Consider the following 21265-nt stretch of genomic DNA (forward strand, 5'->3'; position numbering starts at 1 on the left):
TTAATTAGAAACATTGGATGTAATCCTTGCAAAGTGGCTTAATGACAGGGGGATTGGTTTAATACATTAATTTCATTTCTAAATTCTCCTCTATCCTGATTTCTCCAGAATTGTTGATCTCATTGTTCTTATGAGAATTATTTTTCGCTCCCCATAGTAATGCTACCAGTTTTACCGGATTGTTGTTAAATGTATTATTGGAAATATCTACATTTACAATGCCATGGGAGTTGATTAGAATTCCACTTTTTTCTTGTGCCCCACAATTTGTGAAGGTGCTGTTGGTGACCAATAGGTTGCCACCAATGGTTGATTCGTCATAACCACCGCGATAGTAATCTATGACATTGCTTTTTACGTTATTGAACCTGCAATTGTTTATTGTTAGATATTCAGTGTTATAATCTCCTAGATCATTAGTTTCTTCAGATAGTTCCAAACCATTTTCGCAATTTGATATTGAAGTATTTTCAAAGGTGATACGTTCTGCAAAGGACTCCTTATGGACCTTTAAGACATAATTAAAATCACTGATATCACAATCGGCAACGGTTAAACCAAAATGTGTAAACATATTTTCTTTTAAACTGGCGAATGCATATTGGGTATTATTTCCTTTTAGGGTTACATTTTTTAGGTTTAAAAATCCTTTAGGTTGAAGTTGGAATAGTGGTGAATTTTCTGCTCCTGAATAATTTAGGACAACTTTTGACTTATCCAAAGATTGAATGGTAAGCCTTTTATTGATTATCAAGGATTTCGGGATATCATAATTTCCTTCTTCCAACAAAAGGATATCCCCATTATTCGCTTCATTGATTTTTGATTGTAGATTTTCCGCTTTGCCTACAGCAATAGTTTTAGGTTCAGGAGCTTCAGCTTTAATTGAATACCAGCTTGGACCATATTTGGATCTGTCCAAAATTTTGGGGTCTTTAAAATCCGTAGAGACAAAGGCTCCAATGGAGTTGTTTTTAGCTCTGGAATTGCCGATCAAATCTTTGGATATTTTTTCAAATTCGAACCCTTTGTACGGTTCGATAGCAATTTTGGAAGAAGGAATAAGAATATTTTCTGCAATTTCCTTAACCTCAAAACTTACGGCCTCTAATCCATCATAAGTTTGAAAGTTGATACCTTGATTATTGATGGCGTTGCTTTTAAAAGTAACACCATCGGCCTTATCGTGTTCCACAATCGGCGACGTATCACCTTTTTCATTATAAATTACATTGTTTGCTATAATGGTCCTTATGGGTCTGGCAGAGCGAATCTCAGAGGAAGGCAGAACATCTTCCTGACTTAAATTTTGACCAACTCCGAATTGCCAGGGGGAATCGCAATTGATGTAGGTATTATAAGCGACCACTACATCGGTAACCTGATTGTATCTATTTTGGGGGGATTTTGGTATTCCGTTCATCACGGCCAAGGCACTTCTAAAATTCTTTCCTTTTATATTATAGAAGTAATTGTTGGTCACCCAATGCCCTGTGTTTATTATTCTAATACCTCCTATGTTTTCGTTTTTACCATCGCCAATAAAGTAATTACCATCAATAGTACAATAATTGCCATGTCTTGTTACCAAAGAACCTTCGCTTTTATAAAAGACATTATTTCTGAACTCATTGAAGTTGGTTTTGCTGGAAATAATTTCAACTTCACCGTTGCACTCTTCAAATAAATTATTGGCGACCATAGTATAACTTGGGGACATTGAAGAAAAGCTGTTGCCAATTTGTATGGTCTCACCACTGGCACCTCCTTTAGGGGGTCTTGGCCCAAAATGGTTATTAATGATTTTATGGTAATTATTTATGCTTTCATTGCCTTCCAAGTCTACCCTAATCGTTGGTCCACGATTTGTTTTTCCAGCAATATAACTGTTGCTCAAAGTATTGTGTCTTCCCCAGAATAGAACCCAGAGATCTGTGTCATCGCGATGCATTTTATTAAAATCCTCAATAACGCAATTGGTAATGGTGCAGTAATTGCCTATTGTATTTTCGTCCACCTTAAATTCTATTACTGCATCACTTGGAGAGTGACCATTTCTAAAGTGTAGACCATCGACTACTAAATACTTTCCTCCAAATTTTAAACCGGATACGCCTTCAATAAAAACTTTTCCAGGTGTCTCAGCCTTAATAGTGATTGGCTTGTCTTCCGTGCCTTCGCCTATAAATTTAATTTGGACATCCTTCCATATACCATTCGCCAACACAATGTTATCACCTGCTTGTACATTTTTTAGGGCTTCTTCCAGTTCTTCGGGAGTACTTACTGTTTTAAAATTGGGATTGGTCTTATCCCCACAAGCGCCGATAATAAATAAAAAACACAACCATGTTACTAGTCTTGTCATAATCAATGGATTTTAGGTAGCACTTACAATTAATAATTGGTTAACCAGTTTGGTTTACCAAATATATGTATATTTGTTCTATTGTCAAAAGTTTTGTTCGGATACTGTTTTTTTATCAATATGTTAAAATTTAAATACTAAAATTGAATTATAGCTTAGTGTACCAGAATTTATTGTACTCCTTGCTGCCTTTTTTGATTCTGCTGGCACAATGCTCCAATGCCCAAAATTTTGACCAAAATCAACTTAAAGACTATTATCCTTGGTGCATAGTTGCCTACGATTCCTTGGAACGTTCCCCACGGGAAAGAATCCAAATGATAAAAGAAATAGGGTTTAACAAGTATGCATATGATTGGAGGGATAAACACCTTGAAGATACAAAATTTGAACTTCAAATCGCTATGGATAATGATATAGAAATTGTATCTATATGGCTTTGGTTGAATGCGAATAGGGACAGTATTGGATTGCTGGGTCATGCCAACAAAAAATTGTTCAAAATTATAGAGGAATTGGATCTTAGAACTACATTTTGGGTAAGTTTAAGTGAAAATTTCTTCAAGGATCTTGATGAAGAACAATCCTTGTCGGAAGCCGTTGCAATTTTGGATTTCGTAGCTATTAAGGCCGCGGAGCTTAATTGTAAGGTTGCCTTGTACAACCATAGTGGCTGGTTTGGAAATCCCTTTAACCAATTGGAGGTAATCAAGGCCCTGCCACAGCACGATTTGGGTATAGTATTTAATTTTCATCATGCCCATAACAGTATTGATAATATAGATTCAATAGCATTTGCCATAAAGCCATATCTAAGAGCTGTGAACCTCAATGGCATGAAGAAGGATGGCATTAAAATATTACCTATTGGTAAAGGAGATTATGAAAAGGAAATGATCCAAGCATTTATAAATACTGGATTTATAGGGCCGTGGGGAGTAATGGGACATGTTGAAAACGCAGATGTAAAAAAGGTTTTGCTGGAGAATATTGATGGACTAAGATCCTTACAAAACCAATGAACAGTTATTAGAATTAAAACATAAAGCTTTAAATAAAATGAAAAAACCTGAATCGCGAACACGTAGGAATTTTATCAAACAGTCGACCCTTGCTGGTTCGGCGCTCATTTTTCCTGTGAATAGATTAACTGAATCACTTTTGGAAATTAAAAACGACGTACCCCAACACTTAAACGTTCATTTGTTTTCTAAACATTTGCAATTTCTAGATTACAATGATATGTCGGAAGCAGCTGCAGAAATGGGTTTTAGCGGATTGGATTTGACCGTAAGGCCAGAGGGGCATGTATTGCCCCATCGCGTATTGGAAGATTTACCTATGGCGGTGGAAGCCATGAAAAAATATGGCCTTAACCCGATGTTGATGACCACTAATGTGATTGATGTTGAAAATAAGGAACACAGCTCCGTATTGGAGACGGCTAGCAAAAGCGGTTTTTCCCATTATCGTACAGCTTGGTTAAGCTATCCCGAGAATAGGGAGATTGCTGAAAGTCAAGCTATCTATGGTCAACAATTAAAAGAATTGGAAGTTTTAAACAAACAGTTGGGCCTTATCGGCTGTTATCAAAATCATGCGGGCAATCACGTAGGGGCACCTATTTGGGATTTGCCACCTATTCTTCAGGCCACTAAAAATGTAAATATTGGTTGCCAATATGATATAAGACATGCCGTGGTGGAAGGAGGCAGTTGTTGGGAACTCGGGTTGCGACTTATTAGACCTTTTATCAAATCAATAGTCATAAAAGATTTTAAATGGGGAACCGTTAATGGACAATGGAAGCCAATCAATACGCCGCTAGGGGAAGGCATGGTAGATTTTGGCCGCTACTTTTCCTTGCTTAAAAAATACGGTATAAACGTGCCGGTATCCCTACATCTGGAGTATGGATTGGGCGGTGCGGAACACGGAGCGAAAGAGATCACCATAGACAAAAAAGAAGTCTTTGCACAGATGAAAAAAGATTTAACCTTCCTTCAGGAAGCTTGGCAAAGAGCGGAATAAATTGGAAAACCAAAGCATAACAAAATGGATCACACAACAAATTCCACAAAAGAGAAATTAAGAAAAGTCAGTACGGCCACCATTGCTACCTGTCTTTTTAAGAAAGGATTGAAAAAACAATTTATTCAGGACGTAAAACCTTTAAAGCAGGGTAAGTCTACCATGGTAGGGGAGGCCTATACCCTGAGATATATACCGGCCCGTGAAGATTTAAATACCATTGAAGTGTTTAAAGATCCTAAACATTTGCAGAGGGTAGCGGTTGAAGAATGTCCAAAGGGCTCGGTTTTGGTCATTGATAGCAGAAAGGACGCCCGTGCCGCTTCCGCGGGATCCATATTGGTTACGCGGTTAATGGTGAGAGGAGTGTCGGGAATTGTAACAGATGGGGGGGTCCGTGATTCTGCCGAAATAGCCGAGTTGAATATTCCCTCCTATCACAACAGGCCATCGGCACCTACCAATCTTACCTTGCACCAGGCCATTGCCATTAACGAACCCATCGGGTGTGGCGATGTTGCTGTTTTTCCAGGGGATATTTTGGTTGGGGACGATGATGGGGTTATGGTAATCCCTGCCGGTATTGCCGATGAGGTGGCCGACGAATGTTTGCAAATGACCTTATTCGAGGAATTTGTGATGGAAAATGTGCAAAATGGGCGATCAATTATTGGACTGTACCCTTTGGTGGACAATACAATTGCTGAAGAGTTTAAGAGGTGGAAAGCCAAAAAGTAAAGTCTTTTGGGCTAGACAATATGCCCTAAATGGGCTGCCGTATTTATGATCCAACAAATTCCAAAAAAAACTAAAACTGTTGGATTATTTGTTCAAGATCAATAGATTATATTGGTTTTCAGGAGAAGCTGAACGGCCAGTATGTGGTATATTAGGCGTTGGACTTTTTTGTTGCCATCCTTTTAGACCTGTGTTTGATTTTGCCATGAGCTATTTAGGAAACTTCCTTCAATGTGTTGGAGGATTTTGAATGGTTATTTCATTTTTAAATGATGCCTATATTTTGTAATTTAGGAAGTTCGTGAAGCAGAATATTTTTATAGGCTATTGTCCGTTGAAATATTCTGTTTTATAAGCGATAAAGTTTGGGGAAGCGATTTTGGCAAACCAACATTTAATTCATGACAGCATTAATCAAATCCAAGCCCATACATATGAAAAAATCACTGGTTGCTACCATATCAATTTTAACCTTTTTTATCACTTTAAATAGCATTTCGCAGACCCTGCCAAAAGGTGTCAAAGTTTCACAGATATATTCCGATGAAAATTACAACGCCTTTACTTCCCTAATCAAGTTTAAAGGTGATTTTTATTGTGCATTCCGATCAGGGGAAAAGCATGTGTACGGAAAGGATGGAATAATTAAAATTATCACCTCTAAAGATGGCATGGCTTGGAAAGAAGTTGATCAAATTGCCCTTAGCGGATTTGATTTAAGGGATCCTAAATTATCGGTTACTCCGGAGGGGCTCATAATGGCCACTATGGGAGGGTCCATTTATGAAGGCAAGACTCTGTTGGGAGGAATACCCCATGTTGCATTCTCCAATCCTATAGGTAACAAGTTTTCCAAGCCACAACCCATTAGATATGATGCCGGCATAAAATCGAAGTTCGACTGGCTCTGGAGCCTAACTTGGCATGAGGGTACGGGATATGGAGGCATGTATTCCAGAAAGGAAAATGAGGCAGGTGACAATGAGACGACCATAAAATTGGTTAAAACTACCAACGGGGTGGATTATGAAATGGTTGCGGATCTGGGAATTGAAGGAAATCCCAATGAATCCACAATCCGCTTTTTATCCAATGGCGATATGTTAATGCTAATAAGACGTGAAAAGGGTAACAAAAAAGCTTATTTGGGGAAAAGTAGTCCTCCTTATACCGACTGGAACTTTATGGAATCGCCATATTTTATTGGAGGTCCCGACTTTGTAGCGATAGGCGGTGGACAATATATTGGTGGGGGAAGGATTAATAGGGAGTATACCGGACTTGTTTCCTTTGATAAAAATGGAGATTTTAAGGAGGTTTTGAAATTGCCATCGAATTCCGATAGCAGTTATCCCGGTTTTGTTTTCGAAAATGATATCCTTTATATGAGTTACTATTCTTCTCACGAGACCGAAAAAACCTCTATTTATTTTGCAGAAATACCCCTGATTGAACTTAGATGATTGCTATAACATAAGTTTACCTTCTAAAATCCAATAATGAATAAAAAAATTCTTCCAAGTACCATACTGATCTGGGTGTTGTTAGGAATTGCTTTCTCTTGTAAAACCAATAAGGCAAACAACAAAATATCGGACTCCAAAGGGCCTGAGACCGTTTTGAGTCTAAGGCCTTCGGCGGATAACCCCCGCAACAGTGAGGGCGATTTTATAAGGTTAAAAAATGGAAATCTGCTATTTGTATATACCCATTATACCCAAGGTTCTGGGTCCGACCATGACCCTGCACATTTGGCAAGTAGATATTCAGAGGATAATGGAAATACATGGAGTGCGCAGTATGAGGTGGTGTTGCCCAATGAAGGAGGAATGAACGTAATGTCGGTTTCCTTACTGCGACTTCAAAATGGTGCAATAGCCTTGTTTTACCTGAGGAAGAATAGTACGGTGGATTGCATTCCCATGATGCGGATATCTACGGATGAAGCAAAGAGCTGGAGCTCACCGATTCCATGTATCACAGACAAGGAAGGATATTTTGTTCTGAATAATGACAGGGTTATTCAGCTGGAGGATGGACGTTTGATGTTTGCAGTGGCGGAACACCCCACTACGGAAAAGGGTTTCAGTGCACGGGGCAATTTATTTTCTTATTACTCCGATGATAATGGTGAAACTTGGACTTCTAGCGAAATGGTACCTAATAATACCGAAATAATCACCCAGGAACCAGGTCTTATAGAGCTGAATGATGGCCGTATAATGATGTACATTAGGGCAAGCGGTGGCGTACAGCAGCTGTCTTTTTCAGAAGATCGTGGGGCAAGCTGGAGTCACATAGAGCCCAGTGCTATTTACTCCCCGCTTTCGCCAGCTACTATAGAGAAAGTACCTGGAACCAAGAACTGGGTCATGGTGTGGAACAATAACGATGGCTCCGATACAACTATTAAAGGTAAAAGAACCCCTTTAACCATAGCCATCTCAAAGGACGAGGGAAAAACATGGGTAAACATTAAAAATATTGCAACGGACCCTGAAGGCTGGTATTGTTATACGGCCTTGTATTTTACGGATCCGCGAAATCTTATTTTAGGGCACTGCGCTGGTAACAGGGTCCATGGAACAGGGCTGGCGGTAACCGATTTGACTACCTTGAATTTGGATTGGATAGTTACACCTCAGAATTAAGAAATGCATTTATTGCCTTTAAATAGGCATTTAACGTAGATTTATTGGAAATTAGGTAATTTGTAATCCAATTTAGTTTGTTAATAAAATAATCATCAGAACCTGAAACTATATTTATGAACCTAAAGTATTTACCTTGCATTTTTTTCTTATTGATTTTGGGATTTACCACTATTGGATATGCCCAGAAGAATCAATCTCCCAATGTAATTTTGATCATTACGGATGATCAGGGCTATGGGGATTTGGGGTTTACTGGGAACCCCCATGTAAAAACACCGGTCATTGATGCTTTGGCAAGAGAAAGTGTAAGGTTTAATAATTTTTACGTGTCTCCCGTATGTGCACCCACGAGATCCAGTTTAATGACAGGGCGTTATTCTTTGCGAACGGGAATGAGGGATACTTACAACGGAGGTGCCATCATGGCTTCCAATGAGGTTACCATAGCTGAGATGTTGAAGCAGGCCAATTATAGTACCGGGGCTTTTGGTAAATGGCATTTGGGGGATAATTATCCAAGTAGACCCAGCGACCAAGGTTTTGACGAGTCGGTAATCCATCTATCCGGAGGTATGGGGCAAGTAGGGGATATTACTACATATTTCAAGGGAGATCGAAGCTATTTTGACCCAGTACTTTGGCACAATAATGAGCAGGAATCTTTTGAGGGGTATTGCTCGGATATTTTTACCGACCAAGCCATCAATTTTATTGATAAAAATAAGGAATCTCCTTTTTTCTGCTATTTGGCTTTTAACGCACCTCATACACCTTTACAGGTGCCGGATTCTTATTATCAAAAGTATAAGGACATAGACCCTTCTGACGGGTTTGGCAAGGACGGAAAGCCATTTTCAAAAATGAGCGAAAAGGATAAGGAGGATGCCAGGAAGGTATACGCCATGGTAAACAATATTGATGATAATCTAGGGAAACTCTTTAAAAAATTAGAGGACTTGAAGCTCACTGAAAATACGCTTGTAATTTTTATGACAGACAATGGTCCCCAACAGACCAGATATGTGGGGGGTATGAGGGGACTTAAAGGAGATGTTTTCAATGGGGGTGTACGGGTGCCGTTTTATTTGAAATATCCAGCACTTTATAAGGGTAATAAAGATGTGGAAACAATGTCGGCGCATTTGGATGTACTGCCTACGCTATCGGAAATATGTGAAGTGGAAATGCCTAAAGACAGGATAATAGATGGTAAAAGCTTGGTTCCTTTAATAGAGGGTCGGCAAGTGGAATGGGAGGATCGCTCCTTGTTTTTTTATTGGTCCCGTCGTTACCCGGAGCTGTACAATAATATGGCTATACAAAAAGCTGGGTATAAACTGGTAGGAAAAACGGATTATGATGCCGCTATAGAGGATTTTGAATTGTTTTATCTAAAAAAGGACCCATATGAACAACGCAACCTTGTGAACGAAAACAAGGCATTGGCAATGGACCTTAAAATGGAAATGGACAATATATACAATGAGTTGATCCTCTCGGAAAATTTGGTGCACCCTCCAAGAATCATGGTAGGTACGCCAAACGAAAACCCGGTAATACTTAATAGGAACGATGCTGGCGGAGAACGCGGAATTTGGAATCAGGAAGAAATTTATGGTAACTGGGATGTAAGTGTGGAAGAGGGTTATTATGATATCAACTTCAAATTTGTTGAACCGGTCAAGGCATTTGGAAAAATGGTTTTGGAGGCCAATACCTTGGTAAGACAAATGGAAAATAAAAAAGCGAATACAGATATTATTCATATGAAGCGGGTGTATTTCCCCAAAATGACCGGCCTACTAATTCCCTTTTATGCTGTGGATAATAAAAATATCTTCCCGTTTTGGATGGAAATGAAAAAAGTGGATTAGGTTCCAAGTAATTTTTTAGTCACTCATTTTCAGTAAAATGGATAAAATTTTTGGGCTCTAGATTTTCCTAAAACGGGGCATTAAATAATTGTTGCACGATGCCTTTATTGGCGTACATTCGCGCAAAATATTTATGTCCATGGAAAGTAGGGTAAAAGCAGTTGAGGCGTTATTCGCCGTTTTGGATGGGGAGATAGCTACTTTTCAATCCGAATCGGGTCTGGGCTGTAAAGCAGGTTGTGGCAAATGTTGCACCCATCCAGATATAGATGCTTCCCCCTTGGAATTTCTTCCCTGGGCTTTTCAACTCTTTTTGAATGGGAAGGCAGAAACTACCTTGGAAGAGTTGAGGGCAAGTAGCAGTTCCCTATGCCATTTGTACAGGCCTCTTTCTGTCCTGGATAGCAATAGCGGTAGCTGTAGCGACTATAAGTATCGTGGATTAATATGCCGATTGTTTGGATATGGCGCAAGTAGGGACAAGTTGGGGCAACTGCGTTTGGCCACTTGTAAGATTATTAAAGAGAATCAGGCCGAACGTTACGAAAATGTCCAAATAGCTATGAAGAACGGACTTTACGTGCCCATTTTTACTGATTACTACATGAACCTAAATCAAATAGATTTTAGGATGGGCAATAGTATTCTTCCTATCAATAAAGCCATGAAGGCCGCCATAGAGGAAGTGCTGCAGTACTATGCCTACCGTCCCTTTCCGGAGGGGCATAAGGTTATTGCATAAATTTTTGGGAATGCCTCCCAAAATTGATCCCTTACGTAATTCGAGTCTTTGTAATCCATTGTGAAGTAAAAATCTATTGATTTCTCCCTGGATTCATTTTGTATGGTTTAAGAAGGGTGTTTTGACTTTTTTACCTAGATTTGAAAATTTTATGAGGGAACGTTTTTAACGTAACCTCATAAAATTTTCCACTATTAAGCGTGCATATCAACTAACCATTTACAAAAAAGTAATTAAAATATAATTGTATGAAAGTGAGACTGTTTTTGACTTTGGGGGTAGTTTTATTTACAGTTTTAGGTGCATTTGCATCCCAGCTAGATACTCTAAAGGTCACAAGTAAGTCCATGGGCAAATCTATTGCCAATCTGGTAATTTTGCCCGATGGCTATACTGGACAAAAACAGGGTTATCCAGTACTTTATCTTTTGCACGGAGCAGTGGGCGACCATACGGATTGGGTAACCAAGGTATCGGCCATAAGGGATTATGCCGACAAATATAACATGATTATAGTCTGTCCTGATGGTAGTAGGACCAGTTGGTACTTTGATAGTCCCGTAGATCCATCCATGCGATATGAGACTTATGTTTCCAATGAGCTTGTTGAGGCGGTGGATAAAAAATACAACACTCTGGCCAATAGGAAATCTAGGGCGATTACGGGCTTGAGTATGGGCGGCCATGGGGCATTTTATCTAGCCTTTAAACATCAGGAGGTTTATGGTGCTGCCGGTAGTATGAGCGGGGGTCTGGATATACGCCCTTTTCCAGAAAACTGGGACCTCTCCCAACGCCTGGGCGATTATGCCGTAAATCGAGGCATTTGGGAAGATAATACCGTAATCAATATGGTGTATTTGTTGAAAAAGGACAACCTAAAGCTCATTTTTGACTGTGGTATTAACGATTTCTTTTATGATGCCAACAACAGAATGCACCAAAAATTGATGGAAAGAAATATACCCCATGATTATATTGAACGCCCTGGAAGTCATAATTGGGATTATTGGGCCAATGCCATACAATATCAACTTTTGTTTTTTGACAGTTTTTTTAAGTCCTAAAGTCGGAGGATAGGCTATGATTGTTTTAGCCTAGAACACAGTTTGATATTTATGTTGGTATTACGCCTTTAAGTCTATTTCTTTAAGATTCTCTATTCTGTTGCGTATCAAGAAGGCATCTATGGTTTCAAAATGCTCTATGACGCGTTTGTCCTTAAATTCGAATACTTTTTGTGACAGTCCTTGAAGAAAATCCCTGTCATGGGAGACCAATATAAGAGTACCGTCAAAGGCAAGTAATGCTTCCTTAAGCACGTCCTTTGATTTTAGGTCCAAATGGTTGGTAGGCTCATCCAAGATCAAAAGATTTACCGGTTCCAATAGCAATTTAACCATGGCCAATCGGGTTTTTTCCCCTCCAGAAAGTACACTTACCTTTTTTTCCAGGTCATCACCGCTAAACATAAACCTGCCGAGAATATTTTTGATCTGTGTACGTACGTCTCCTTCCGCTACTTCATCCACAGTCTGGAAGATGGTAAGTTCAGGATCTAACAAGGAGGCCTGATTTTGGGCAAAATAACCTACTTTTACATTGTGCCCCAAACTACATTTTCCCTCTACTTCAATTTCGCCCAAAATGGCCTTGATCATTGTAGATTTTCCTTCGCCGTTCCTTCCAACAAAAGAAACCTTTTCGCCACGCGAAATAGAGAGATTGGCATCTTTGAAAACCACATGGTCGCCATAACTTTTGGAAAGCCCCTCGGCCGTAACCGGATAGTCGCCCGAGCGTATGGAAGGAGGAAACCTTAGTTTAAGTGCGGTTGTGTCTATTTCATCAATTTCTATAATCTGAAGTTTTTCCAACATTCTTTCCCTGGAGGTAACCTGATTGGTTTTGGAATAGGTGCCTTTAAATCTATCAATAAAGGCCTGGTTGTCCGCAATAAATTTTTGCTGTTCCTGATAGGCTTTTATTTGGTGGCTTCGTCTGTCTTCCCTTAATTGAAGGTAGTGGGTGTAGTTGGCCTTGTAATCATAGATCCTGCCCATGGTTACTTCTATGGTTCTATTGGTAATATTGTCAATAAAGGTTTTATCATGGGAAATTACTACGACCGCCTTTGCTTTGTTCAGGAGGAAATCCTCCAGCCAAATTACAGATTCGATATCTACGTGGTTGGTAGGCTCATCCAAAAGTATTAGGTCCGGCTTTTGCAATAATATCTTGGCAAGTTCTATTCTCATTCGCCACCCACCACTGAATTCACTTGTAAGGCGATGAAAATCTTCGCGCTTAAACCCTAGTCCCCTCAGCGCTTTTTCTACCTCTGCCTCATAGTTTATTTCCTCAAGGGCATAGAATTTTTCGCCTAGGTCCGATACTTTTTCAATGATAGACATGTAGGCATCCGATTCATAATCGGTTCGGGTTTCCAATTCCTTGTTAAGGCGATCAATTTCATCACGCATGCTAAAGATTTCCTTAAAGGCTTTGGAGGCTTCTTCGAATACGGTACAGCTGTCATCGGTCAGTAAATGCTGGGGCAAATAGGCAATTACAGCGTCCTTCGGATATCGAATATGACCACGGGTGGCTTTTTGTTCCCCTGCAATTATTTTCATCATAGTAGATTTTCCAGCCCCGTTTTTTCCCATAAGGGCAATCTTATCGTTTTCATTAATAACGAAAGAAACATCACTAAACAAGGTGTCTCCACTAAACTCTACAGTAATTCCGTCTACAGAAATCATATTCCAATTTTAAGTCTGCAAAACTATGAAAAAGGGCAATACCGATAGCATTTTATTGGAGTATTGGACCCAATGTTTTTTGTAGTTGCGATATGGAAGCTAATGTATAAGCCGGTTTAGTGACGAAACACCTTGTTTTGTTGGTGTTTTTTGGTTAAATAATCTAGATCGCGAATTGCATAAGATTTTGAGGTGAAGCAGTATGGATTAATATTCACATATTGCTTTTTTTTCGGGACCTTTAATATATGAACATTTTATTTCGGATAAGGATTATGATCTTGTCCTCCTTCGGAGTTTCGTGAGTCGGTCTTTGTAATATGCCTTAAGTTCGTCCACAAAACTCATTGGGTTTTCGTATTCCGTCAATACTTTGTAGGTGTGTTTGTTTTTGGCTTCGGTCAATTCTTTTTGCAGTTTTTTAAGCTCAATCTTTAGGAATGTTAGTTCGGGACCTTTTGATGGATCTTGATTTTTGGGAGGTACTATCAAGGTGTTGCCGCTAAAAATGTGCGCATGATAAGCCTTTAGGGCGGTCAAATCCCCGGATCGGTATATTTCTATTAACTTGGTAGTAATTTCCGTGGCCAAGTCCAACTTATCGGTTTGCATAGAAAACTTATCAGGATGTACATATATCATGGCCTCTCGGTACAATTGCTTCCGTTGTTCCTGCTCCATTGAGTTCTTTACAGGAATTGGTTTGGGCTGATTGGATCTTAGGATTCCAGTCTGGTCAAAGTTCTTTCCACGTTTTTTTTGTGCCAAACGTTTAGCCTTTTTTGCTTTTTTCTGCTGCTTATAAAGTAATGATAGTTCTTGCTCCTCAATTATTTCCTCTTCAATTTTTGCACGAAGAAGGTTTTCAAATACAGAGGTCCTTTGAATAACTTCATCGATTTCCATTTGCAGGCGGTTAATCTCCACCTTCAGGAGCTGAATTTGGGTCGGGAGTTCGCTGGGAAGGTGATTTTCACTCATGGGTTCCAGATGATAGGAATCATATTTTGAGGGCAATTTAAACAATAAAAATTGCCCAATCGGAGTTCTTATGGTGTTGTGGCTCAAAAGAAAAAAAAGTAACAAAAATATTATGGGCATTCCATTGAGCGCGATTTAGTATAAATTTTAATAGTCCGTAAAATTATTTTGATTAAAAAATAAAGAGATGGTAAATTTAAAAGGTATTGTCAAGTTTGGATTTGTAGTTTACAGTATGTTGCTGGGGTTTTCTTCCCATGCTGCTGAAAATGTAAATCAATTCGCTGTTGGGGTTAAAAATAGCCCCTTACTTATTAGCGAGGAAAATTTTCTGGGCAATTGGAAATATTCCGCCGAGAATGTGCCTTATGAGTACGCCAAGGGGATATTGTTTATATCCAAAAAGGAAGGTATACTTACGGTTTTGGTTGCTTTAAGAGGAGGGGAACGCAAAGCGCAGGAGGTTAAGGTAAAAGATAACACCTTGTCATTTAACCTTAATTTGGAAGGTCATATAGTATCTGTGAGTATCAATGTAGTAGGTGATAAAATAAGTGGAAAGGCCAGTTCCGATGATGGTGTTTTCCCATTAACAGGGGAAAGGCGTTTAGATCCTGAATAGGATGTTTAATCTTTTTAGGACTATTTGGATTCCCTTAAGCCATAAAAAAACCGAAGTCAAGAACTTCGGTTTTTTCTTTTAATAAAATTATATCCCTTAAAAGGTAATTGGTACGGAAACTCTAGTATTTCCCCATCCTAAAACCATATGGGTACCATTGTCAACATCCTTATAAGCAATGGAAAAGGCATCCAATGATTCGGATGCACTGCTAACACTTGCAGATACGCGAACTACATCGGCATCTTCCTGATAGGAATAAGCTCCCCATTGATTTAAATTTTTGTTCAATATTATAGTCCATTCCTTGTCGCCTGGAATGGTAAATAAGGAATAGGTTCCAGCAGCAACTGCTTTACCACCTACAGTGGCATCCTTATAAAAAATAATCTCTGGGGCTTCATTGGCTCCAGTTCTCCATACTTTTCCGGCTGGGGCAAGTTCAGAAATTGAACGTCCTTTTAATTGTGGTCGACTATAAGTTACGCGAACCAATTTTTCCGAAACTTTATAATCAGTAGGATAGGAGGAAATGTCTGCTGGACTCTTGTCCAATCCACTGAATTTCTGCGCCATAGCCTCAGAACTAAAGGCCAAAGCAATAACCATAAGTGTAATCGTAAATAAATTTTTCATTTTTTTTTGTTTTAGTGATTGTCAAATTTAAGTAGTATTCCTTTTATTCTGAATTAAAAGTCGGTAAATTTTGGACACCTTACAAAATAGTGGGTTGGTGTAAGTGAATTCATTTATATGATATCAATATATAGGTATTTTATAATTTTTGGTTTTAAATTATAACTATTTATGGGTTTTATATTTTATAATATATATATTAACTTGATATTTGCTTAAAAATTGACATAAATATTATTGTATGTGTGGAATTGTATGTGCCTTTGATGTAAAGGAGAGTACTGAGGTTTTGAGACCTCAATTGCTGGAGATGTCCAAAAAAATTAGACATAGGGGACCTGACTGGAGTGGGATATATGCTAACGATAAGGCTATTTTAGCGCATGAACGTTTGTCTATTGTGGACCCGGCATCAGGGAAACAACCTTTATTCAGTCCGGATAAGAAATTGGTTTTGGCCGCTAATGGTGAAATTTATAACCATAGGGAGTTGCGTAAGCAGTTTGCAGGAACCTATAATTTTCAGACAGAGTCGGATTGTGAAGTGATCTTGGCCTTGTATCAAAAAAAAGGGGTCGACTTCTTGGATGAAATGAATGGTATCTTTGGTTTTGCTATCTATGATGCTGAAAAAGATGAGTACTTTATTGCTAGAGATCATATGGGAATCATTCCCTTATATATAGGTTGGGATGTTAATGGTACTTTTTATGTGGCTTCCGAATTAAAGGCGTTGGAAGGGACTTGTACCAAAATACAGTTGTTTCCTCCGGGGCATTACCTGCATAGTAAGGATGGGGAATTTAAAAGATGGTATTCCCGTGATTGGATGGAATATGATGCGGTAAAGGATAACGAGACTAGTATTAAGGCTATTAAAGAGGCCTTGGAAGCTGCTGTCCATAGACAATTAATGTCCGATGTTCCTTATGGTGTTCTGCTCTCAGGGGGATTGGATTCTTCGGTAACCTCGGCTATTGCAAAGAAATACGCCCAGAAGAGAATTGAATCGGACGATACAACCGATGCTTGGTGGCCGCAATTGCATTCATTTTCGGTAGGATTGGAAGGTTCTCCGGATTTGGCAGCGGCACAAAAGGTGGCGGAACATATCGGTACGGTGCACCATGAGATAAAATTTACAATTCAAGAAGGATTGGATGCCATAAAAGATGTCGTTTATAACCTGGAAACCTATGATATAACAACAATTAGGGCATCCACGCCAATGTATCTTATGGCCAGAGTGATAAAATCCATGGGTATTAAAATGGTTTTATCAGGAGAAGGAGCGGACGAATTATTTGGAGGTTATTTGTACTTCCATAAAGCGCCAAATGCTAAGGAATTCCATGAGGAAACGGTCCGTAAATTGGACAAGCTACATATGTACGATTGTTTAAGGGCCAACAAATCTTTGGCAGCTTGGGGTATAGAAGGGCGAGTACCATTTTTGGATAAGGAATTTATGGACGTGGCTATGAGAATCAATCCTCAGGATAAGATGATCAACGGTGAGCGTATGGAGAAATGGGTGGTTCGTAAGGCTTTTGAGGATATGTTGCCAGAAAGTGTTGCCTGGAGACAAAAGGAACAATTTTCGGATGGAGTTGGTTATAGCTGGATAGATACCTTAAAGGAGGTTGTTAAGAACGAAGTTACGGATGATCAATTGGCCAATGCCAAATACAGATTCCCACTGCAGACACCTACGTCCAAGGAAGAGTTTTATTACCGCTCCATTTTTGAAGAGCATTTCCCATCCGATGCTGCTGCATTATGTGTTCCCCAGGAACCTTCGGTAGCATGTAGTACCAGAATTGCCCTGGAATGGGACGAGGCCTTTAAAAACATGAACGATCCGTCTGGAAGGGCTGTATCCAAAGTGCATTCCGATGCTTATGTAAAATAATGCAGCCGGAATAGGCAATAAGAATTCTATAGATCAAGTTTTTTGGTTTATTAGTGTACAAGAGGCATCCTTTAGGGGGTGTCTTTTTTATTTAAGGGGGTTGTTTGGGGGTTGGAGAATTGGCGAATCCAGACCTAAAGGGGCGAAGTCCTGTAAACACTTTATTCGGCTTTCCCGGAATATCTGTGTTAGCTGGGTTCTGTCGATCTAATTTCGTGGTATTTTGTTGATTGTTATCGTTGGAATCGGGTAGGTAGGGGGTGGAATAACACGCTTCGGTATCTTATATATCGATTGGTATTTTTTCCACAATTTTTGTTGATAACTTAGTAACTTATATGGGCTATCAACCCTATATTTCATAGGGTATTGCGTATATTTGTAGGATTGCTAAAATTATAATGAAATAAGTATTTATTTATGAGCGAAGAAGCAAATAAAGACGAGCAAAAAAAGAACAATTATTCCGCGGATAGTATCCAGGCCCTTGAGGGTATGGAGCACGTTCGTATGAGGCCTTCCATGTATATTGGTGATGTAGGGGTACGTGGTTTGCACCATTTGGTTTATGAAGTGGTGGATAACTCCATAGATGAAGCTATGGGCGGTCATTGTGATGAGATTACTGTAACGATAAATGAAGACAATTCCATTACTACCCAGGATAACGGTAGGGGTATCCCTGTAGACCTTCACAAAAAAGAAGGTGTTTCAGCTTTGGAGGTTGTTATGACCAAAATAGGTGCCGGGGGTAAATTCGACAAGGATTCCTACAAAGTATCGGGTGGTTTGCACGGTGTTGGGGTGTCATGTGTCAATGCACTTTCAAAGCACTTGAAAGCTACGGTTCATAGGGATGGAAAAATCTGGGAACAGGAGTACAGTAAGGGTAAGGCACTATATCCGGTAAAAAGTGTTGGGGAAACCGATAAAAGGGGGACCATTGTTACTTTTACACCGGATGATACCATATTTACCCAGACTGTGGAATACAGTTATGAGACCTTGGCAAATAGAATGCGCGAGCTTTCTTTTTTGAACAAAGGTGTTGCCATTACCCTAATGGATAAGAGACAGAAGGATAAGGACAGCGAAAGTGGCTATGTTACCGAACGCTTCTTTTCCGAAGAGGGTTTAAAGGAGTTTATCAAGTTTTTGGATGGGAATCGCGAGCCTCTTATTCGCAGTGTTATTTCCATGGAGGGGGAGAAGAACGATATTCCTGTAGAAGTAGCTATGGTGTACAATACCTCCTATACTGAAAATCTGCATTCCTATGTGAATAACATCAATACCCATGAAGGTGGTACGCATTTGGCTGGATTTAGAAGGGGTTTGACATCCACTTTGAAGAAGTATGCCGATGCATCGGGGATGTTGGAAAAATTAAAATTCGAAGTTCAGGGAGATGACTTTAGGGAAGGTTTAACGGCTATTATTTCCGTAAAGGTTGCAGAACCACAGTTTGAAGGACAAACTAAGACCAAATTGGGAAACAGGGAAGTATCTGCGGCGGTAAGTCAGGCAGTATCGGAAATGTTGACCAATTATTTGGAGGAGAATCCAGATGATGCCAAAACCATTGTCCAAAAAGTAATTTTGGCGGCCCAAGCACGTCATGCGGCTACCAAGGCCCGTGAAATGGTTCAGCGTAAAACGGTGATGAGCATTGGTGGCTTGCCAGGAAAATTATCCGATTGTTCGGAACAGGATCCAGCATTATGTGAAGTCTTCTTAGTTGAGGGTGATTCTGCGGGAGGTACTGCCAAGCAAGGGCGCGACAGGGCTTTTCAGGCTATTCTTCCATTGAGGGGTAAGATCCTGAACGTGGAAAAAGCTATGACCCATAAGGTCTTTGAAAATGAGGAGATCAAAAACATATATACGGCCTTGGGTGTAACCATTGGTACCGAGGACGACAGCAAGGCTTTGAACTTGGATAAATTGCGCTATCACAAAGTTGTGATTATGTGTGATGCGGATGTGGATGGTAGTCATATCGAGACCTTGATATTGACCTTTTTCTTTAGGTATATGCGTGAATTGATAGAGGGAGGCCACGTTTATATAGCAACTCCGCCACTTTATTTAGTGAAGAAAGGAAATAAGAAACGATATGCCTGGACCGATAAGGAAAGGGATGAAATTGCAGAAAGTTTCAACGGTAGCGTTGGTATTCAGCGCTATAAGGGTCTTGGGGAAATGAACGCCGAGCAGTTGTGGGATACTACCATGAATCCGGAATTTAGGACCTTAAGGCAGATAACCATTGATAATGCTACCGAGACCGATAGGGTGTTCTCTATGTTGATGGGCGATGAGGTGCCTCCAAGAAGGGAGTTTATTGAGAAAAATGCGGTCTATGCCAACATTGATGCATAAAAAATAGTGTTTACACAACAAAAACTCGCACCACTGGTGCGAGTTTTTTAGTTTTATGCAAAATCAAATGGTTATGAAGTATATAGTATTGACAGGAATTTTATTCCTAAGTGCATTTGGGTTTTCACAGTCCAATGTAAACGAGTTGTTCGCCGCAGGTATTGACGATGCGGAACAATTTTCCGATAGTTATTTCGGCCCGGTCTCCGAAGGCGCTATTTATAGTTTGTCCAATGGATGGTACAATTCTGCCGATTCCAAACCTTTGGGAGGTTTTGAGATTTCGATAATTGGTAATATGACTTCCTTTAAAGGTAAGGAAGACAAAAAAGCTTTTGTTCTTAATACGGCCGATTATGAAAATCTGCAATTTGTAGATGGAAGCACTTCCAAATCGGTTTCAACTGCTTTAGGGGATCTGGAAGGTATACGGGTTTATGTGGAAGGGGGCGAGGAATTTGAATTACCAACCGGATTGGCTTCGGAAAACATCAACTTTATTCCGTCGGCCTTTTTACAGTTAAGCGTGGGGCTGATCAAAGGATTGGAAGTGAAGGCCAGGTTTTTGCCTAAAATTGATACTGAAGATGTTGCCGTGGGCTTGTATGGCGTTGGGCTTCAATACGATTTTTCTAAATTGTTGCCAGCCGATAAAATATTGCCAGTTGCGCTTTCCGCAGTGGCAGGGTATACGCATTTAAATGCTTCCTATGATTTTACGGACAGTAATATTGTAGATGGTAGCGATCAGCAGATAGAAGTGGATATGAATGTTTTAACTGTTCAGGCCGTGGCCTCCACAAAGCTTCCGGTCATCAATTTTTATGGGGCTATAGGTTATGTTTCCGGAAAATCCACAACAGACGTTTTGGGTACCTATAGAGTGCAATCAGGGCTGTTAATAAATACAACTTATACAGATCCCTTTTCCTTGACTAGAAAGGCAAACGGAGTTTCAGGAACCTTAGGGGCCAAATTAAAACTTGGTTTCTTTAGGTTGCATGCAGATTATTCCTTGGCCGAATTTAATAACCTTACTGTAGGGGTAAATTTTGGATTTAGATAAATCCAAAATTTACCCTTTATTCCCTAATAGCCAATACGTTGCCATCAGCATCGGCTAATACAGTTCCATTGTCGGACTCTGTCATGATTACAATGTCTTCCTCTTTGTCCAGGCCGGGATACGAAATAACATAAAGGCTGTCCTTATGGACCCATTTAAAGTCCGAAATAACCGTTAAGTTTTTGTCGTGATAGGTGTGGTATCTACCTAAATAGGCGTCATTAAATATCCACTCCTGCCTCACGGTAACATCCTGTTTTTGAGTGGTGCCTCCGTCCGTCGCGATATGGGACCATATCCCAATAACCGGATCGTTGTTTTCTGTAATTCTGGTACAATTACTGGCCAGTAGGATGCCAATAATCGCCAAGAATGAAAATAATTTCTTCATTTTGTAGGAATTTTCTTAGATTTGGGTACTTAGTATTGAACGTACGGTTTCAGCTTTCTATTATATTAATTCGACGTATGGAACGGTATTTTAACTTTTTTCG

17 protein-coding genes are annotated in these 21265 nt (G+C 39.7%); 12 read left to right on the forward strand and 5 right to left on the reverse strand.

The window, feature by feature from the left end; genetic code table 11:
- Window positions 1-58: 58 nt before the first annotated feature.
- Window positions 59-2368: a chondroitinase-B domain-containing protein gene (locus BUA60_RS12385; protein ID WP_072862132.1), complete on the reverse strand. Its 2310-nt coding sequence runs from the start codon at window positions 2366-2368 to the stop codon at window positions 59-61.
- A gap of 143 nt (window positions 2369-2511) precedes the next feature.
- Here BUA60_RS12385 and BUA60_RS12390 point away from each other — a divergent pair, with 143 nt between their 5' ends.
- The 8 genes from BUA60_RS12390 to BUA60_RS12425 all read left to right on the forward strand — a co-directional run bounded on the left by BUA60_RS12390 (window position 2512) and on the right by BUA60_RS12425 (window position 11474).
- Window positions 2512-3390: a sugar phosphate isomerase/epimerase family protein gene (locus tag BUA60_RS12390; protein WP_143153187.1), complete on the forward strand. Its 879-nt coding sequence runs from the start codon at window positions 2512-2514 to the stop codon at window positions 3388-3390.
- A 37-nt stretch (window positions 3391-3427) separates the two neighbouring features.
- Window positions 3428-4399, forward strand: coding sequence for a sugar phosphate isomerase/epimerase family protein (locus BUA60_RS12395; RefSeq protein ID WP_072862134.1), 972 nt, complete (start codon window positions 3428-3430; stop codon window positions 4397-4399).
- A 24-nt stretch (window positions 4400-4423) separates the two neighbouring features.
- Window positions 4424-5137 carry a ribonuclease activity regulator RraA gene (locus BUA60_RS12400; RefSeq protein ID WP_072862136.1) on the forward strand — a complete coding sequence of 238 codons (714 nt, stop codon included), beginning with the start codon at window positions 4424-4426 and terminating at the stop codon, window positions 5135-5137.
- A 434-nt stretch (window positions 5138-5571) separates the two neighbouring features.
- A complete protein-coding gene (locus BUA60_RS12405; RefSeq protein ID WP_072862702.1) occupies window positions 5572-6600 on the forward strand; it encodes a hypothetical protein in 1029 nt (342 codons plus the stop codon).
- Between the two features lie 36 nt (window positions 6601-6636).
- Complete coding sequence (locus tag BUA60_RS12410; RefSeq protein WP_072862138.1) at window positions 6637-7788, forward strand: sialidase family protein; 1152 nt, start codon at window positions 6637-6639, stop codon at window positions 7786-7788.
- 116 nt (window positions 7789-7904) lie between these two features.
- Window positions 7905-9665 (forward strand): arylsulfatase, encoded by a 1761-nt coding sequence (locus tag BUA60_RS12415; RefSeq protein ID WP_072862140.1) that lies wholly within the window; start codon window positions 7905-7907, stop codon window positions 9663-9665.
- A gap of 139 nt (window positions 9666-9804) precedes the next feature.
- Entirely contained in the window at window positions 9805-10407 is a 603-nt protein-coding gene (locus BUA60_RS12420; RefSeq protein ID WP_317043195.1) for a YkgJ family cysteine cluster protein, read from the forward strand.
- Between the two features lie 248 nt (window positions 10408-10655).
- The gene (locus BUA60_RS12425; protein WP_072862142.1) at window positions 10656-11474 is read left to right on the forward strand and encodes an alpha/beta hydrolase; all 819 of its coding nucleotides are present in this window, start codon (window positions 10656-10658) and stop codon (window positions 11472-11474) included.
- 60 nt (window positions 11475-11534) lie between these two features.
- Here the strand turns inward: BUA60_RS12425 and BUA60_RS12430 are convergent, their stop codons facing one another.
- Together BUA60_RS12430 and BUA60_RS12435 are read right to left on the reverse strand one after the other, a co-directional pair.
- The gene (locus BUA60_RS12430) at window positions 11535-13172 is read right to left on the reverse strand and encodes an ABC-F family ATP-binding cassette domain-containing protein (protein ID WP_072862144.1); all 1638 of its coding nucleotides are present in this window, start codon (window positions 13170-13172) and stop codon (window positions 11535-11537) included.
- 273 nt (window positions 13173-13445) lie between these two features.
- Window positions 13446-14273 (reverse strand): hypothetical protein, encoded by an 828-nt coding sequence (locus tag BUA60_RS12435; protein WP_072862146.1) that lies wholly within the window; start codon window positions 14271-14273, stop codon window positions 13446-13448.
- Between the two features lie 67 nt (window positions 14274-14340).
- Between BUA60_RS12435 and BUA60_RS12440 the strand changes: the two genes are divergently transcribed.
- Window positions 14341-14775 (forward strand): hypothetical protein, encoded by a 435-nt coding sequence (locus BUA60_RS12440; protein ID WP_072862148.1) that lies wholly within the window; start codon window positions 14341-14343, stop codon window positions 14773-14775.
- Window positions 14776-14871: 96 nt separating this feature from the next.
- Here the strand turns inward: BUA60_RS12440 and BUA60_RS12445 are convergent, their stop codons facing one another.
- Entirely contained in the window at window positions 14872-15411 is a 540-nt protein-coding gene (locus BUA60_RS12445) for a DUF2911 domain-containing protein (RefSeq protein ID WP_072862150.1), read from the reverse strand.
- Between the two features lie 241 nt (window positions 15412-15652).
- Here BUA60_RS12445 and asnB point away from each other — a divergent pair, with 241 nt between their 5' ends.
- The 3 genes from asnB (at window position 15653) to BUA60_RS12460 (ending at window position 20771) form a co-directional block, all read left to right on the forward strand.
- Window positions 15653-17323, forward strand: coding sequence for an asparagine synthase B (gene asnB, locus BUA60_RS12450; protein ID WP_072862152.1), 1671 nt, complete (start codon window positions 15653-15655; stop codon window positions 17321-17323).
- Window positions 17324-17743: 420 nt separating this feature from the next.
- Window positions 17744-19705, forward strand: a complete 1962-nt coding sequence (gene gyrB, locus BUA60_RS12455) for a DNA topoisomerase (ATP-hydrolyzing) subunit B (RefSeq protein WP_072862154.1) — start codon at window positions 17744-17746, stop codon at window positions 19703-19705.
- 73 nt (window positions 19706-19778) lie between these two features.
- The gene (locus BUA60_RS12460) at window positions 19779-20771 is read left to right on the forward strand and encodes a DUF6588 family protein (protein WP_072862706.1); all 993 of its coding nucleotides are present in this window, start codon (window positions 19779-19781) and stop codon (window positions 20769-20771) included.
- A 16-nt stretch (window positions 20772-20787) separates the two neighbouring features.
- Here BUA60_RS12460 and BUA60_RS12465 read toward each other — a convergent pair whose 3' ends face one another.
- Complete coding sequence (locus BUA60_RS12465; RefSeq protein WP_072862156.1) at window positions 20788-21162, reverse strand: hypothetical protein; 375 nt, start codon at window positions 21160-21162, stop codon at window positions 20788-20790.
- Window positions 21163-21265: the final 103 nt, after the last annotated feature.

Source organism: Arenibacter palladensis, assembly GCF_900129275.1.
Classification (GTDB): Bacteria; Bacteroidota; Bacteroidia; order Flavobacteriales; family Flavobacteriaceae; genus Arenibacter; species Arenibacter palladensis.